Source organism: Vibrio hangzhouensis, from assembly GCF_900107935.1.
Classification (GTDB): Bacteria; Pseudomonadota; Gammaproteobacteria; order Enterobacterales; family Vibrionaceae; genus Vibrio; species Vibrio hangzhouensis.
In genome coordinates this window covers 164,845-181,599 of record NZ_FNVG01000007.1, presented here as the reverse complement: position 1 = coordinate 181,599, position 16,755 = coordinate 164,845, and the positions used below count along the sequence as shown (strand labels likewise).

15 protein-coding genes are annotated in these 16,755 nt (G+C 47.5%); 6 read left to right on the top strand and 9 right to left on the bottom strand.

The window, feature by feature from the left end; translation table 11 throughout:
• The first annotated feature begins 82 nt into the window (after positions 1-82).
• Together C4S60_RS09555 and murQ are read left to right on the top strand one after the other, a co-directional pair.
• On the top strand, positions 83-1,201 hold the full coding sequence (locus tag C4S60_RS09555) for an anhydro-N-acetylmuramic acid kinase (RefSeq protein ID WP_208623259.1): 1,119 nt from the start codon (positions 83-85) through the stop codon (positions 1,199-1,201).
• An 8-nt stretch (positions 1,202-1,209) separates the two neighbouring features.
• Positions 1,210-2,139: an N-acetylmuramic acid 6-phosphate etherase gene (gene murQ, locus C4S60_RS09550; protein WP_103880119.1), complete on the top strand. Its 930-nt coding sequence runs from the start codon at positions 1,210-1,212 to the stop codon at positions 2,137-2,139.
• A 46-nt stretch (positions 2,140-2,185) separates the two neighbouring features.
• Here the strand turns inward: murQ and C4S60_RS09545 are convergent, their stop codons facing one another.
• Positions 2,186-2,527, bottom strand: coding sequence for a DUF2799 domain-containing protein (locus C4S60_RS09545; RefSeq protein WP_103880118.1), 342 nt, complete (start codon positions 2,525-2,527; stop codon positions 2,186-2,188).
• 276 nt (positions 2,528-2,803) lie between these two features.
• On the opposite strand from C4S60_RS09545, the gene C4S60_RS09540 reads away from it, so the two are divergent.
• Entirely contained in the window at positions 2,804-4,288 is a 1,485-nt protein-coding gene (locus C4S60_RS09540; RefSeq protein WP_103880117.1) for a carbon starvation CstA family protein, read from the top strand.
• A 66-nt stretch (positions 4,289-4,354) separates the two neighbouring features.
• On the opposite strand, the gene C4S60_RS09535 is transcribed toward C4S60_RS09540, so the two are convergent.
• Positions 4,355-5,347, bottom strand: a complete 993-nt coding sequence (locus C4S60_RS09535) for a Gfo/Idh/MocA family protein (protein ID WP_103880116.1) — start codon at positions 5,345-5,347, stop codon at positions 4,355-4,357.
• Positions 5,348-5,596: 249 nt separating this feature from the next.
• On the opposite strand from C4S60_RS09535, the gene C4S60_RS09530 reads away from it, so the two are divergent.
• On the top strand, positions 5,597-6,031 hold the full coding sequence (locus C4S60_RS09530) for a GNAT family N-acetyltransferase (protein WP_103880115.1): 435 nt from the start codon (positions 5,597-5,599) through the stop codon (positions 6,029-6,031).
• 129 nt (positions 6,032-6,160) lie between these two features.
• On the opposite strand, the gene thrC is transcribed toward C4S60_RS09530, so the two are convergent.
• Genes thrC through thrA form a run of 3 tightly spaced genes read right to left on the bottom strand, consistent with a single transcriptional unit; the run spans position 6,161 to position 10,861 of the window.
• Positions 6,161-7,441: a threonine synthase gene (gene thrC, locus C4S60_RS09525; RefSeq protein WP_103880114.1), complete on the bottom strand. Its 1,281-nt coding sequence runs from the start codon at positions 7,439-7,441 to the stop codon at positions 6,161-6,163.
• On the bottom strand, positions 7,438-8,400 hold the full coding sequence (gene thrB / locus C4S60_RS09520; protein WP_103880113.1) for a homoserine kinase: 963 nt from the start codon (positions 8,398-8,400) through the stop codon (positions 7,438-7,440). Before thrB ends, thrC begins: the two co-directional genes overlap by 4 nt.
• Position 8,401: 1 nt before the next feature.
• Positions 8,402-10,861, bottom strand: a complete 2,460-nt coding sequence (gene thrA / locus C4S60_RS09515; protein ID WP_103880112.1) for a bifunctional aspartate kinase/homoserine dehydrogenase I — start codon at positions 10,859-10,861, stop codon at positions 8,402-8,404.
• Between the two features lie 426 nt (positions 10,862-11,287).
• Here thrA and C4S60_RS09510 point away from each other — a divergent pair, with 426 nt between their 5' ends.
• Positions 11,288-11,761 carry a ribonuclease regulator gene (locus tag C4S60_RS09510; protein ID WP_103880111.1) on the top strand — a complete coding sequence of 158 codons (474 nt, stop codon included), beginning with the start codon at positions 11,288-11,290 and terminating at the stop codon, positions 11,759-11,761.
• Between the two features lie 25 nt (positions 11,762-11,786).
• On the opposite strand, the gene C4S60_RS09505 is transcribed toward C4S60_RS09510, so the two are convergent.
• Together C4S60_RS09505 and C4S60_RS09500 are read right to left on the bottom strand one after the other, a co-directional pair.
• On the bottom strand, positions 11,787-12,269 hold the full coding sequence (locus C4S60_RS09505; RefSeq protein WP_103880110.1) for a putative 4-hydroxy-4-methyl-2-oxoglutarate aldolase: 483 nt from the start codon (positions 12,267-12,269) through the stop codon (positions 11,787-11,789).
• A 99-nt stretch (positions 12,270-12,368) separates the two neighbouring features.
• A complete protein-coding gene (locus C4S60_RS09500) occupies positions 12,369-12,758 on the bottom strand; it encodes a DUF3293 domain-containing protein (protein WP_103880109.1) in 390 nt (129 codons plus the stop codon).
• A 329-nt stretch (positions 12,759-13,087) separates the two neighbouring features.
• On the opposite strand from C4S60_RS09500, the gene arcA reads away from it, so the two are divergent.
• Positions 13,088-13,804 carry a two-component system response regulator ArcA gene (gene arcA / locus C4S60_RS09495; protein WP_103880108.1) on the top strand — a complete coding sequence of 239 codons (717 nt, stop codon included), beginning with the start codon at positions 13,088-13,090 and terminating at the stop codon, positions 13,802-13,804.
• A gap of 72 nt (positions 13,805-13,876) precedes the next feature.
• On the opposite strand, the gene C4S60_RS09490 is transcribed toward arcA, so the two are convergent.
• Both C4S60_RS09490 and arcB read right to left on the bottom strand, forming a co-directional pair.
• Complete coding sequence (locus C4S60_RS09490) at positions 13,877-14,347, bottom strand: hypothetical protein (RefSeq protein WP_103880107.1); 471 nt, start codon at positions 14,345-14,347, stop codon at positions 13,877-13,879.
• The gene (gene arcB, locus C4S60_RS09485) at positions 14,344-16,701 is read right to left on the bottom strand and encodes an aerobic respiration two-component sensor histidine kinase ArcB (protein ID WP_103880106.1); all 2,358 of its coding nucleotides are present in this window, start codon (positions 16,699-16,701) and stop codon (positions 14,344-14,346) included. Before arcB ends, C4S60_RS09490 begins: the two co-directional genes overlap by 4 nt.
• Positions 16,702-16,755: the final 54 nt, after the last annotated feature.

Genomic DNA, 16,755 nt, shown 5'->3' with positions numbered 1-16,755 from the left:
ATTATCAAATGGGCGTAACCAGAGATTATTCTGATTATTTTTGATTTACAATGATGCCAGGTCAAAACGGAGTAAGTTTATGATAACTGAGGAAGCGCTATACATTGGCATTATGTCAGGAACCAGTCTCGATGGTGTCGATACCGCTCTGGTCTCGATAAAAGACCGCCAAATTCAACTGTTGTGCAGCGATTTTCTTGGCTATCCGGATGACTTAAAGGCAGATGTACTCGCCATATGCCATGGCCAACCTACTGATTTGAAAAAAATTGGTGAGCTCGACCATAAACTAGGCTTGCTCTACGTGCAGGCAGTCCAGAGCTTGCTGAAGAAGTCACCATACGAAGCAACAGACATTGTAGCGCTTGGTAATCATGGACAGACTGTTTTCCACCAGCCAGATAGTAAGACGCCTTTTACCATTCAGCTCGGCGACAACAACTTGCTGGCAACGCTTACCGGCATTCCTACCGTGGGCGATTTCCGTCGCAAAGATATGGCACTGGGCGGTCAGGGAGCGCCACTGGTACCAGCTTTCCATCGTTACTTGTTTGGCAACAGTGAAACAACACAGGTCATTCTCAATATCGGTGGCATTGCGAATGTCTCGGTGCTACAACCCGATGGTTCCGTGATAGGTTTCGATACTGGACCTGGCAATGTGCTTCTGGATCATTGGTGTTCAAGTGTGTTTTCTACTGCATTTGACCGTGATGCACTGCTGGCCCAACAAGGTATCGTGAATCAAGACCTGCTCAACGAACTGCTGGCCGACAGCTATCTACGTCGCCCTGCCCCTAAAAGTACGGGCAGAGAACATTATCATGCGCGCTGGCTGGAGCTGCGACTGGCCCGGGTTTCACCGCGGCCCAATGAATATGATGTACTACGCACTCTCACCGAATTCACCGCCATCACCATCGCCGACGCGATAAAAGACTATTCGGTAGGTTATCAACCTAAGCTCTTCGTCTGCGGGGGTGGTGCAAATAACCCAATCATAATGAAACGCCTCAGTGCTTTGCTCACTCAATGGCATGTTGCGAGTACGGACAGTGCCGCGGTCAGCGGAGATTATATGGAGTCTATGGCTTTCGCCTGGTTAGCGCATTGTTATCTCCACAAGATCCCAAGTAATCTGCCCTCCGTAACAGGAGCCTGCAGAGCGGTCCCTTTAGGCGTACTCTACTCAGCTGACTAGGAACAACTATGACTAACGATGCACTACTCAATGCTTTAGCCCAACTCGTTTCGGAAGGGCGTAACCCCGAAACAATGGACATCGACCTGCTCTCTTCTGAGCAAATCTTACAGCGTATGAATCAGCAAGATGCACAAGTTCCTCTCGCTGTCGAAAAGGTCATTCCAGAGATAGCCCTCGCAGTGGACGCCATCACCAACGCTTTTAAACAGGGTGGCCGGTTGCTTTACCTTGGCGCAGGCACCAGCGGGCGACTCGGTGTACTGGATGCATCAGAGTGCCCGCCGACCTTCGGAACCGAACCTGATATGGTGATTGGAATTATTGCCGGAGGTAACGACGCCATGTTTCGGGCCAAAGAAGGGGCGGAAGACGATCCCAAACTGGGGGAGCAAGATCTCATCGCACAGCACCTGACGCCACAGGATGTGGTAGTGGGCATTGCAGCCAGCGGACGTACCCCTTACGTGATAGGCGCCCTTGAGTATGCCAATCAAACCGGTGCAACGACCGTAGCCCTGTCCTGCAACCCTGAGTCTGATATTGCCAACATCGCGCAGATCGCTATCAGCCCTGTCGTAGGTCCAGAAGCACTGACTGGCTCTACTCGCCTCAAATCCGGCACCGCACAGAAGCTGGTACTCAATATGTTAACGACTGCCAGCATGATTCGTCTTGGCAAAAGTTATGAGAACCTGATGGTGGATGTCAAAGCCACCAACGCCAAACTGATAGCCAGAGCGACACGTATTGTCATGCAGGCAACGGACTGCAACAACACAGAAGCGAAGGCGGTATTAAAACAGACGGACTATGATGTCAAACTGGCGATCCTTATGATCCTGACAGGGCTGAATAAAGTCGCGGCAAAGGAGCAATTACAGCGACAGGATGGTTTTTTGCGCAAGGCCGTGCAATCCGAGCCTAAATCAGAATAAGCTCTGCAGGTTAGGGGCTTTCCCCCTGACCTGCCTATCAAATGGTTTAATTGGAGTAGTCGGTCCAGCCACGTTGCCATTCCATACGAAAACGCTGTCCTTCAGGCAGCCCCTCACAGGCACCGGTGTAATAATGCCCTGATAAACCAATTTGGTAGGCATAATCAGCATCACAGAACTCGAGCAGACCACGCTGATAGCCCGCATCATACTCGGAATGCACAGCTGGCCCCATTTCATTGAGCTCAGAATAACTACGTGACAACTGACCTCGCACACCATCCTGATAGCCTATCTTCTCCCAGTCACCTGCTTTCGCCAGATCATCAACTCCTTGGACACAGCCAAATACCAACAGAGTCGATGCCATCACCACTAACGCTCTCATGCTTTCCCTTTCCCTTTTATTCTTTCTTGTCGCCACAATGCCACTTCTTCGCCACTTTTACCACAATAGACGTGACGAGTGACGAGCTTCACGCTTTTCCACGACCGCTCAGTCGCAAATAACAACCACTGAGGAAGCGGCAAAACCACTTAATGTTACTATTGACCACTTAATCATCTATTCCACCACTGAGTTAATCACCCAATGTTAACTGAATTCATCATTTTTATAATAGTTACCAGAAATTAATGTCATTACAAACTAGGGATAACAGTTATGTTGTGGTTTTTAACTTGTGTTGCAGCCTTGATCGGCGGCTACTTTATTTACGGAGCTTTCATTGAGAAAGTCTTTGGCGTTAACCAAAATCGTCAAACTCCTGCACACACTAAGACAGATGGTGTGGACTATGTACCTATGTCGACCAAGAAGGTATACCTGGTTCAGTTACTGAACATCGCGGGTGTCGGCCCCATCTTTGGTCCTATTATGGGGGCGCTCTACGGCCCGGCTGCCATGCTGTGGATTGTGATCGGTTGTATCTTTGCGGGTGCCGTGCACGACTACTTCTCAGGCATGCTGTCTGTACGCAATGGTGGTGCTTCTGTTCCAACCATTACCGGTCGTTATCTGGGCAATGGCGCAAAACACTTTATGAACATTTTTGCCATTGTTCTGCTGCTGCTGGTTGGTGTGGTGTTCGTTTCAGCGCCAGCTGGCATGATCACGAATCTTGTTAATGACCAGATGGGCATGTCGATGAGCATGACAACCATGGTGGTCATCATCTTTGCTTACTACATCATCGCCACAATCGTTCCAGTTGATAAAATCATTGGTCGTTTCTATCCATTGTTCGGCGCACTGCTGATTTTCATGTCCGTAGGTCTGATTACCGCCGTCGCTCTATCCAGCGAACATTCTGTAATGGGTGGATTCGAAATCAGTGACATGTTCAATAACATGAACCCGAATGACCTGCCGATATGGCCAGCACTGTTTATCACGATTGCGTGTGGTGCTATCTCTGGTTTCCACGCAACCCAATCTCCGCTGATGGCGCGTTGTATGGAAAACGAAAAGAACGGCCGCTTTGTGTTCTACGGTGCAATGATTGGTGAAGGTGTTATTGCCCTTATCTGGTGTGCGCTTGCTCTCTCGTTCTTCGGCTCTATCGACTCACTTGCAGAAGCCGTGAAGAACGGTGGTCCGGGTAACGTCGTTTACAGCGCTTCATTTGGTCTGCTTGGTGTGTTCGGTGGTGTACTTGCTTTCTTGGGTGTGGTTATTCTGCCAATCACCTCTGGTGACACTGCGTTCCGCTCTAGCCGTCTTATCCTTGCTGAGTACTTCAACATGGAACAGAAGTCGCTACGTAATCGTCTGATGATGGCAGTGCCTCTGTTTGTTATCGGTGGTATTCTGACTCAAGTAGACTTCGGCGTAATCTGGCGTTACTTTGGCTTTGCTAACCAGACAACAGCGGTAATGATGCTCTGGACTGCATCGGCTTACCTGCTACGTCACAATAAACTACACTGGGTCACCACAGTACCAGCTACGTTTATGACGACCGTTGTGGTTACCTTCATCCTTAACAATGCAACGCTAGGCTTCGGTCTGCCAATGCAACTATCAACCATTCTGGGTATCGTTGCTTCACTGTCCATTGCTGGCTATGTCATTAAGACATCGAAAGGCAAAGGTGAAACAGACCTTGCGGACGAAGAGCAACCAACCGGTAAAACCGAGACCGCTTAGAATATCCCTTGATACCAAAAAGCGCCTTCACTGAAGGCGCTTTTTTTTATTCATCACGATTGAACTTTACTTGGTCAGATAACCGTAGCCTGCGGCAACGAGGCTACCTTCCATGACCTCAATCACCTTTCGGCTAGTGGTGTGGCTAAGCAATATCGAGTCGGTTGCGCCCCGCTGAACGAGCTGACTAACATGCTCTATTTCATGTTCGAAACCACCACCCAACGCGTTAGGAGCAAATACTGTCTTCTCACCTTGATAAGTGACTTCAATGCGCTTGGGATTCCACCATTTTTCAGCAATGACCGCTTCAAAATCCGTCCCGCGTATCACCGCACTTCTTGGCAGATCACGGCTAATGGATGCAGCGAGCCTGGCGGAGAACCTACCCTCAATCTGAAACTGAGCATACTCATCGACCTGAGACTGTGGATTGTCGTGGGCAAACGTCGCCATTGGGAACCAGTTTGCATCAGATTGAGTCTGGCACAAATCCGCATATAGCCACAGCGCGTAGACACCAACATCCAAAGTGGCTCCACCCGACTGACTAGGATTGAAAATCTGATAGTTTTCATCGTATTGATGCCAGTTACCAAACGCAGCCTCGAGCGAACTTAATTGAATGCCATTGTCAATAATGAAGCGTTTCAGTTGTAGATAGGCCGGAAAGGTCACAGATTTCATCGCTTCCGCAAGGATCAGTCCTTTGCGAACTGCCAACTGAGACATCTCATCCCAGTCATTCACATTAGTGAATGCGGGTTTTTCAACTAAGACATGCTTACCGGCATTGAGAAACAACTCAACCATTGAGCGATGATAAGGATGCAGTGTCGCTACATAAACAACGTCCACATTGGGATCCTCTGCCAACGCCTGATAACTGCCGTAGCTGGCACAGCCTGCGAATTCCTTCGCAAACTGCTCGGCTCTTTGCTCATCACGCGCCGCAACCGCAACCAACTCGCCATGTTCAACATGCTGTGTAAGGTCGATAACAAAGCGTCGTGCAATCTTACCGAGCCCTGCAATTCCCCAACGGGCTTTTTGTAACATCTTTCACCTGATATGAATTAACTGATTCACTAAGACTACGCGATGGTGTCACTTTCACAAGCAGTAATCACTGACTGACAAGCCTTTTTATTCCGCCCCACCCTAACATTGACTGCCCAGAGCTTACTCTGTTCTGGTCACGCATTTTTCTTCTGCAATCACTGCCCATGACCCCACAACGTCCCATAGGATTCCGCCACCAATTTTAGTACTATCGAGCGGCCATAGACGCAGTAACAAAGGTGTAGAATGCTGAAAATTGAATTCGCCAAAGGTGGCTTAGACGCCAAATCACAGAGTGAATTGACCGCCGGGCTTGAATCCCATGGCCAGGCGCAGGTGGCACCACCATACCAAAAAGATCGTTTCAACTGGACGGTGCACAATGACAACGGTGAGCTGGTTGCAGCCCTTACCGCCGACCTGCTTTGGGACTGGCTATATATTGATGAACTCTGGGTAGATGACCGCTGTCGAGGCACTGGCATGGGCACAAAGCTCATGCTGGAGGCCGAGCATTACGCGACGACTCATAACCTATCGGGTCTTTGGCTTTGGACACAGAGTTGGCAAGCCCCCATGTTTTATCAAAAACTTGGGTTTGTTGAGTTCACCCGTTTTGATGACTTCCCAGCCGGGTACAATCGCATCGGTCTGAGAAAAGCGCTTAATACAACCAAATAGATGATGCACCTCAACGTAGCTCCCTCGCTCAAATTAACCTGAGGTCAACAGTCGCTTTTTTTTTGTTAAACAAAAAAATGCCCAAGTTTGATACAAAAACTTGGGCATTCAGAAACAGTTTAACTCGATTTATTGCACTCGGCGCAGTACCGCTTTCAGTGCATCAAAGTCATTGTCGAGATCTTCCGAAAGCAGTTCCATCGCGGCGTGTTTCGCAAGTGGACCTGGCAGCTCAATGTCCGATTCAAGGATGTCGTCTACAACCTCTTTGAATTTCGCTGGGTGAGCGGTGCATAAGAACAGACCGGTTTCACCTTCTTGTAGTTGCTCGTCTAGCAGGCGGTATGCAATCGCTCCGTGTGGCTCACACAGGTAGCCTTGCGCGTTTAGCTCACGTACCGACTCAGCGCTTTGTTCGTCAGTCACCATGCCTTTGCCCAGTGTATCCAGACCCCAGCCTTTAATCTGGCAAAGCTCTTCGATACGTGGCCAGTTGTTTGGCTGGCTGACGTCCATCGCATTAGAGGTGGTTGCCACGGTTGGCTTAGGATCCCACTCGCCCGTTTCTAGGTAACGGGGCACAGTATCGTTAGCATTGGTTGCCGCGATAAAGCGCTTGATCGGAAGACCGAGCGCTTTTGCTAACAGACCTGCAGTTAAGTTACCAAAGTTACCACTTGGAACCGACACAACCAGATTCTCACGCTCTTCTTTAGACATCTGAGACGCTGCTTCGAAGTAATAGCAGATCTGCGCCATCAAACGGCTGATGTTGATTGAGTTTGCAGAGTTAAGACCAATCTCTTCACGCAGCGCCGCATCATCGAAGGCTTGCTTAACTAGTGCCTGACAGGCATCAAAATCGCCATTGATGGCCACAGTGTGGATGTTTTTACCTAATGTGCAGAATAGCTTTTCCTGCAGCGGGCTGATTTTACCTTTTGGATACAGGATAACCACGTTGATATCTTCCATGCCGTAAAACGCATGGGCAACCGCCGCACCTGTATCACCTGATGTTGCCGTTAAGATAGTGATCTTGCCGCCATCGGATACCGCAGCCAGAGACTGAGCCATAAAGCGACCACCGAAATCTTTGAATGCCAGCGTTGGACCGTGGAAAAGCTCAAGGGCGTACACGCCATCTTTCACTTGATTGATAGGCGCCGGGAATTGGAATGCATTGTCGACCAACTCATTCACTTTTTCCGCTGGCAGCTCATCACCGATAAGCGCAGACAAAATTTTTGCGCTACGCGTGACAAAATCTTCGGCTAAAAGTGCGTCTACATCATCGAACTTTGGCAGCTCAGATGGAAAAAATAGACCTTGGTTGCGACCTAAGCCTTGGCGAACGGCTTGGCCAAACGAGACTTGCTCGTCGTTCTCTTTGATATTGTACAGCTTCATAGCTTACTTCCTGTTACCTTCGAGCCTTGCTTATCTAGACGACAAACATGGACGAATCCTTCGTTATTTTGTACGTAATTCTCTTCTAACCAGCGAGCCACTCGGTCTGCTACATCTTTGTCTTTACAGATGCTGAACAGCGTTGGGCCACTGCCTGAAATTCCTGTCGCTAGTGCTCCCGCTGTCGCGGCGTATTCACGAGCTTTACTAAACCCTGGTAGTAGCTTAGCGCGATAAGGTTCTGCGATGACATCTTTAATCATCTTCGCCGCCAACTCGGGTTGATTCGAGTGACAAGCATGGATAAATCCAGCTAAGTGACGACCATGGGCAATAATATCTTGTCTGCGATACTGAGATGGTAGGATCTCTCGCGCTTCAGCGGTTGATACCTTGATGCCAGGATAAGCCATCACCCAGTACCATTCATCGAAACATGGCACTTCTTGGCTGATGATTCCTAGTTCCTCAAGCATCAGTTGCACACCGCCTAGGTAGCAAGGTGCCACATTGTCATAATGGATGCCACCAGAAATTTGCCCTTCCATCTCGCCCATAAGCGCAAGAAGTTCCATTTCATTGAGTGGATTGTCATGGAACTGGTTAAGGGCATCGAGCGCTGCAACGATTGAACACGCACTTGAACCTAGCCCAGAACCAATCGGCATATTCTTCTCAAGCGTCATATAGACAGGTTTGAGCTCCACACCTTTTTTATCCAGCTCACGCGCATAAACCTTCCAGCAATCATAAACGATATTCTCTTTTGGATCGCTTGGCAGCTTATCGACAAAGCTGCCTTTAGTCGCAAGGTCGAAGGGCTTATCACCCAATCTCACCTCAACGCAATCACCGAGCAAGGTACCATCGACAGGTGATACCGCAGCGCCCAACACATCAAAGCCAACACTCACATTACCTATTGAGGCAGGCGCATAAACGACAACGCTATCACTCATCTTATACTCCTAGTTTCCAGCCCAGTGTACGCATCACGTCAGAGAAGACACCCGCCGCAGTTACTTCAGTACCTGCACCGTAGCCACGCAGTACTAACGGGATTGGCTGATAGTAACGGCTGTAGAAGGCCAATGCGTTCTCACCATCTTTGATCTTAAACATTGGGTCGTTTTCATCGACAGCAGCAATGCGAACGCGGCACTTACCATCGACAATTTCGCCCACGTAGCGCAGTACTTTGCCTTCTTTCGCCGCGCTCTCGACAAGCTCACTAAAGTAAGCGTCCGCTTCTGGTAGTCGGGCCATAAACTCATCGATAGAGCCCGAATCATCAAAGCCTGGTGGTAACGCCTGGTCGACTTCTACGTCTTCAAGTTCGAGTGCCATGCCAGCTTCACGCGCTAGAATTAGCAGCTTACGAGCGACGTCCATACCCGATAGATCGTCGCGAGGATCCGGCTCTGTAAAGCCTTTGTCTTTCGCCACATTGGTGGCTTGGCTTAGCGTTAGTCCTTCATCCAGCTTACCGAAAATAAATGACAGTGAACCAGATAAGATACCGTTGAATTTCTCAAGTTCATCACCGGCCGCAATGAGGTTTTGCAAGTTTTCGATAACCGGCAGACCTGCACCTACTGTTGTTTCGTACATTAACTTACGACGGGAGCTGCGAGCCACATCGCGAAGCTGATGATAGTAAGACATGCTTGCTGTGTTGGCTTTCTTGTTTGGTGTTACAACGTGGAAGCCAGCAGCCAGGAACTCAGCATATTGGTTTGCGATCTCTTCGCTAGAAGTACAGTCAACTAATACAGGGTTAATGATGTGATTGCGCTGCACCAGAGCCGCAAGGCCTGCAACAGTAAACCTCTCACTGACATCGCCCATACGATCGCGCCACTGATCTAGTGGAAGCCCCTTTCCGTCAAGCAATACACCTTTGCTGTTCGCCAGACCACACACACGAATGACAATGCCTTTCTCGGCCAATTTCGCCTGCTGTCTTTGTATCTGATCTACCAGCTCACCACCGACGCCGCCAACACCGACGACAAACACGTCAAGGAAGTGCTTAGAGTTAAATAGATTCTCATGACACGCCTTGATCGCTTCAGAGATTTTATCTTCCGGGATCACTGCCGAAATCGCGCGCTCTGAAGAGCCCTGTGCAATAGCAACAATGTTCACGTTAACTTCTGCAAGTGAAGAGAAGAACTGAGACGCCACCCCGCGAGAAGTACGCATACCATCACCAACTAGAGTTACGATCGCGACGTCATCCATAAACTCTACAGGCTCAAGCAGGCCATTTTTAAGTTCCAGCTCGAACGCTTCACTAAGTGCACGCTCTGCATCCAGCTTATCTTCTTCTTCGATACAAAAGCTGATGCTGTACTCTGAAGAAGATTGCGTGATGAGTACAATCGAAACGCCAGCAGACGACATCGCACCAAATACACGGCTCGCCATACCCACCATACCCTTCATACCTGGGCCTGAAACGTTAACCATAATCAGGTTAGATAGCGTGGTGATGCCTTTGATTGGCAGGTTGTCTTCACCCGTGTCCTGACCAATGAGCGTTCCAGCACCTTGTGGGTTGAAGGAGTTCTTGATAAGACATGGAATATGGAATTGAGCGATTGGGGCGATGGTTTTCGGGTGAAGTACGGAAGCACCAAAGTAAGACAGCTCCATCGCTTCTTGATAGCTCAGAGATTTCAGCAGGCGCGCATCGTCAACCAGTCGAGGGTCGCAGTTATACACACCGTCAACGTCAGTCCAGATTTCGCAGCAATCCGCTCGCAAACACGCCGCTAGTACCGCAGCGGAGTAATCAGAGCCGTTACGACCTAGCGTCACCAGCTCACCTTTTACATTACCGGCAGTAAAGCCCGGCATGATGTGTACTACGCCCTCCGCAAGTGGGTTTGCTTGGAAGTTCTGAGTGGAGACCTCGACGTCGACCATTGCCTCAAGGTGGTCACCTTTAGCAAATAGGTACTTCACTGGGTCGATAAGATCCGCCGCCTGGCCTTTCGCTAACAACACCGCTTTCATCAGCTGAATAGAAATACGCTCACCTTTTGAGATGATACGAGCATTCACATGGTCGGGGCAGGTACCAAGTAGGCGGATACCGTGCACAAATTGGTGTAATTGGAACAGCGATGTTTTGACTTGATTGTCAAAATCGGTGCTATCGATATTCGGGAGGATTTTCTTGATGTCTGAGAACAGCTCATTGAATGAGGTTTCCAACTCAGAGATTTGCAGTTCAACTTCATTGTTTTTTAGCGCAGTTTCAATGACTGCCACTAATTTATTGGTGGTTTTACCCGGTGCCGATAGCACCACAGCTAAATCTTCTTGCTGGGCATTGTTAGCGATGATATCCGCTGCTCTTAAAAAACGGTCCGCATCGGCTAACGATGAGCCTCCAAATTTTAGTACTCGCATCCTTTCCTCCCGAAATACTCAAAACAGGTAAAAAAAAGGCCCGTATCTTGGTGATACAGGCCTTGTTTTTGAATTTCTTTCGTCTACCAGCCTGCCCCAACGATCATGTCGGTAATAATAATGGTGGTGGTCATTACTACGTGCTGGTGATTAAACATAATAGGTCGTAATTCAATTTCTCTTATGTGCTTACCCATACGTGTACCGCATTTGTTGGCGATTAGTCAATCAAAATTTGTTCTTTTGTTGCTTATGATAGGAATTTCTCTCAAAAGCATAGAAATTGACAATTGATCACTTTATATGCAAACAGGATCTTTATACATAACTAATCGCTATATAGTTTTACAATGTTTTGCTTAGATTATGTGCTTTAATTAGAGTTCAATAAATTATAAATAAAAACGATAACTAAGGAGTGGTGCGATGAAAGCAGTGTCTTTGTATGCCTTACCCTTGGTTTTGTTTTCAGCAACCAGTTTGGCGGTTGAGCTACCGGCTCTGCCCGCGCAACACAATGCCTCCCCTCATAATTTTTTCCTGTCCTCCGGCACTAAAGCCACCAACACAGATACGTTTGACGAGTGGAGTATCGATAGTGGTTACTCATATTCTGTCTTTGACTCACTCGATGTATACATCGGCGCAAGACTGAATAATTCAAATGAGTCTAACAATGGTGGAATATTGAGTGGAGTGAGCTATCAAGTATCCGACCGACTGTCTGTTCAGAGTACAGTGCGTGGTTATCAGGTAGAAGAAAATGAGCAGAAGCAAGGCGCGATGGCAGCAGAGATTTCCAGCCGGGTAAGACTTACCGAAAACCTAGACGTCCATGCCACCTTTGACTTTGAAAAAGTACAACAAGGTGTCGAAGTCGGTCTAGGTTTCCGCTTTTAGTCGATTAACGCTTTTCGATTAAATATCAGAATTCAAGCGCTTGTTTGGCAATCAAAATTCCATTCCAGTCAGAATAGACAAAGTGTCCTGGTTGCACAATTTGATTGTTCATGGTCAAGGTAACATTGATCTGTCCCGCACCACGTTTTTCAGTTTTGAATGGGCAGGCCCCCAATGCTTTAACGCCAAGATCCATCTCAGCCATCGCAGCAACGTCACGCACCGCTCCGTTAACGATGATCCCCTCCCAGCCATTTTCAATCGCCATAATAGCGAGCTGGTCCCCCAGCAAGGCTTTGGCACAAGAACCATTCCCGTCTATGAAGAGTACTTTACCCGCTCCGTTCAGACCTAACACTTCACGAACCATAGAGTTGTCATGGTAACAGCGTACTGTCACAATCTCTCCCCAGAAGGCGGCCCGCTGTCCAAAGTTCTGTAGTGGCAAATTCAACAACATCACTTTATCTTCGTGTTGGTCACAAATATCAGGTGTGATATCTCTCATTTTTCCTCCGTGATCATCGCTCAATAGACACAAAAAAATATGTCTTTAGAGGGCGATTAAATTAAAAATCCTTTTCTATCCATCCAGCCTTTTTGTGCTTCAGTACACAAACTGACTCAATGGACCTAAATTCGTTTGTCGTCGAGGTTGATCACAGGAGACCAGAAACAGTACACCATTTTCGACAAAATAAATGGCGTTTTGCTCATAAATTTGCGCCAACTCACATCCTTGAGTTAAGGATATTTCCACTGCAAAACTGTCTTCCATCCAGTCAAAATTCGGGTCGCCAACTTTAACATTCTGGTAGGGAAATCTCGCAATATCACGCTCTAACTGCAAGTTTTTTATGCAGTTTATCTCTTTAGACACTTGACTACTTCTAGGGTTGCAGGCTGTTATAATCACATAGCACTGGCACTCCCACGCAGCCAGAAATTTCAAGCGTACATTTGAATAGGCACGCCAAAGATGCGCATCAATACTCATATTGTCTAAATTGTCGTAATTGCCCAATACTATTAATATTTGTTACAAAGCGGCGATTGATTTAAATCAACAAAGTGCATGGAATTAACATTTGACCATTGTTAGCATGCTGTTAACATTATAGAATTCGCCTCAGTGACATAGCAGAATAATAAGAGATTAAAGGGATTTCTCGTTTTTTGGCAACATCATGGATGGCGACGTAACCTGTAACTGTTTCTATGATTGTGAGTAAAACATCCAAGAAACATTACCTATATGTTAACTTTTTGCCTAGAATTTATTCTACTAGAGACAGAATTATCACAAGTTTAATTTAGGTACCGCCGATGCAAAGCCCGCAGATTCTTATTGTTGAAGATGAGCAAGTAACCCGTAACACCCTAAAAAGCATTTTTGAAGCAGAAGGATATGCTGTATTCGAGGCCAGCGACGGTCAGGAAATGCACCAGGTGATGTCAGAAAACTCTGTAAACCTTGTTATCATGGATATTAACCTTCCTGGTAAAAACGGTTTATTGCTAGCTCGTGAGCTTCGTGAACAAGCAAACGTTGCGCTGATGTTTTTGACTGGTCGTGACAACGAGGTTGATAAAATACTTGGTCTAGAGATTGGTGCTGACGACTACATCACTAAACCATTTAACCCACGTGAACTGACTATCCGTGCACGTAATCTTCTGACTCGCTCTATGAGCAACAGTGCTGTGACAGAAGAAAAACGCAGTGTAGAGAAGTATGAATTCAACGGTTGGGTTCTGGACATCAACAGCCGCTCACTGGTAAGCCCGGGCGGTGACAGTTATAAACTGCCACGTTCAGAGTTCCGTGCGCTGCTGCACTTCTGTGAGAACCCAGGCAAGATCCAAACTCGTGCGGATCTGCTGAAGAAGATGACGGGTCGTGAGCTTAAGCCGCATGACCGTACTGTAGACGTAACCATCCGTCGTATTCGTAAGCACTTTGAGTCAGTATCTGGTACACCAGAAATCATTGCTACGATCCACGGTGAAGGCTACCGCTTCTGTGGTGACCTTGAAGAGTAACTTCTTTTATATCCTATGAAAAAGGGACGCTTGATGCGTCCCTTTTGCTTATCCGGTCGTTGTGGTTTGATATCAATACACGGTATCGACATTCACCTGTTTGTTGACCAACCAGGTCTTGCTCTCGCCATCGTCTAGCAGAACGGCCACATCAATGGGCTTGGTTATATTGACTTCAAGTTGCCAGTTAAATGCAATTTCCCATTGGCTTTCCGAATGATTGCGAAGCTCAAAATCATTGCCTTCAAATTCCCAGAACTGATCGCCCTGCCTGAGCACGACCAGAGCAATGTCCATATCAGCCGGTAACTGTGTCTCCGTTGTCAGATTGAGCGCACCATACAAATTCTGCTCTTTAACCAGTGCAGTGGTTTCACCAATCTTGGGCATCATATCAATCCACAAATTCGACTCAAGGCGAACAGATTGCTGGGCGAACATAGCGCTATTACCCGCGCTCCAGACCTGATTATCGATTGTCGGCGATGAAGCACAACCGGCTAAGGCTGCAGTAAGTGCGAGCGCTGTCAGTATTCTTTTCATTTTGATTCCTTACTTTCCAACCACATTTTCAAAACACGTATGTCATTCTGATACTCGTTCTTGATCTCTTCAACCCAATCTTCAATATTCTCCCACCAGGCAGGCATATCAGGAGATTGAGCCTTTTGGGCAATAGATTGGATATGCTTCAAACCAATGGAGCCAGCAGCCCCTTTGATCTTGTGTGCTTCTGACGCGATGCCCGGCTGATCTTTCGCGGTCATATTGGAATCAAGGATTTCGATGTAATCTGGCATCATATCTTCGAACATCTTGATGCTGTCACGAACGGGTTGTGTACCGACAATGTCAACATAGGACTCGAGCATATCCAGATCCAATAAGCGACAATACAGCTCCTCGTTGATTTTAATTTCGGGTTCAGTTGCTACCGTCACTCGTTCAATTTGTGCCGGCTCGTCTTCACCAGCAAACTTATTAATAACCTCTGATAGCGCTTTAACACTCAGTGGCTTGCTGATAGCGTCATCCATTCCTTTTGCTAGGTACTCTCGCTTATCTTTAAGCACATTGGCCGTCAGCGCCACTAACGGAGGTAATTGCTGATAATGCGATCGGAAATGCTGCGCCACGTCGAAGCCTGTCATGTCCGGCAATTGAATATCCAGTAATGCCAGAGCGTATTCTTCCGGATTAAAGCGCTCTATTGCCTCTTCTCCGGTCATCGCCACAGTAACAAAGTGTCCTAAACTCTCCAGCAGCGAACGAGCTACGGTAATATTGAGCTCAATATCTTCCAGCAAGAAGATATTCAGGCTTCCCTGACGTTTTACTTCTATTGGCGCGAGTTGCTGCTTATCGGCACATGGAACATTTATAGAGACAGTAAAGGTACTTCCGTAACCCTCTTCGCTATCCACCGTGATGTCTCCATCCATCATTTTAATGAGTTGCTTCGACACAGCCAATCCAATTCCGGTTCCTACAGCATGCAGGTTATCTTTTCCAGATTTAACCTGATAGTACATCGCAAATATCTTATCGAGTTCCTTCTGCGGGATACCGATACCGGTATCTTCCACTTCGATCACGATATGCGCCTGACCGTCTTCGATATCAGAACTGATGGTCATCACAACACCACCCTGCTTAGTGAATTTCATCGCGTTACTGACCAAATTCCAGATGACCTGTCTCAGACGGGTTGCGTCGACGACTACACCTTCCGGTAATTCTGTCAGACGTTCCAAATCAAATCGCAAACCTTTTTGTTCCGCCATCAACGCTGAGATACTTTCCAGCTCTGCCACAAAGTCTTCAAAATTCAGCGGTTCTGGGAAGAGCTCTAACTTACGTCTATCGAACTTATCCATATCAATGATGTCATTGAAAATATGCCCCAGAGTAATGGCGCTGACGTTAATGGTTTGCATGTGTTTGCGCTGCTCAGGATCAAGTTGGCTATCCAATAACATGCGACTTAAACCGACGATCCCGTTAAGCGGTGTTCTCAACTCATGGCTGATGGTCGAAATAAACGTAGTTTTATCTCGGCTGGCCTTTTCAAGCGATTCCGCATGACGCTTACGTTCCGTAATATCTCGTCCAAAGCCCACCAATCCCAGGTGCTTGCCGTCCCGGCTATAAAATGGCACTTTACGTAACTCGTAATAACACTTTTTACCATCAGGGTATTCCAGCCACTGCTCGTATGTCAGCGCCTCATTATTGCCCATCACTTTGTGGTCCGTTTCGACCACCTGCTTTGCGATTTCCTCTGAATAAACATCCCAAGGTGTTAGTCCCACCAGTTCTTGCTCTTTACGACCCGTGAGTTCTTCCATCGCTTTGTTACAACCAGAGAAGACTCCTTCCGCATTGCGGTAATAAATCAAGTCTGGCGACGCATCAATAAACGAACGCAGCAACGCAGTTCGTTCGGCCAACTCTAACTGGGTACGCTCGCGCTGAAAGACCTCATTTTCCAGATCTTTCATCGCTTCTTCACGGGCATCTTCTGCTTTCTGACGCTCTTCAATCTCCTGATTCAGTTTACGGATATTTTGCTGAAGCTTATGATTCAGATCCTGATCCCGGGAACGCATATCTTTGAGTTTAGAGACCATTTTTGCCAGACGTTGGCGAGACTCCTCTAACTGGTCTACGACCACAGACAGGAAATAGACCGCCCAAGGGGTGATCAACAGACCGAAGAAAACGGAACGAACAATGTCGATATCATCGACACGACCGTTGAGCACCAAAGTGATGCCTACCTGGACAACAACCGCCAGTGCCACCAGTGCTAAAGCAAGCAGAATAGAAAAACGAACAATGCCGAGCTTGACCAACAAGTCGACATAGTATTGCGCGAGGTTTTTAATAGGTTTCATTCAGCACTCCGTGCATTACAACTGGGCTAAGTCTATCACTAAGCCCGTTGCTAC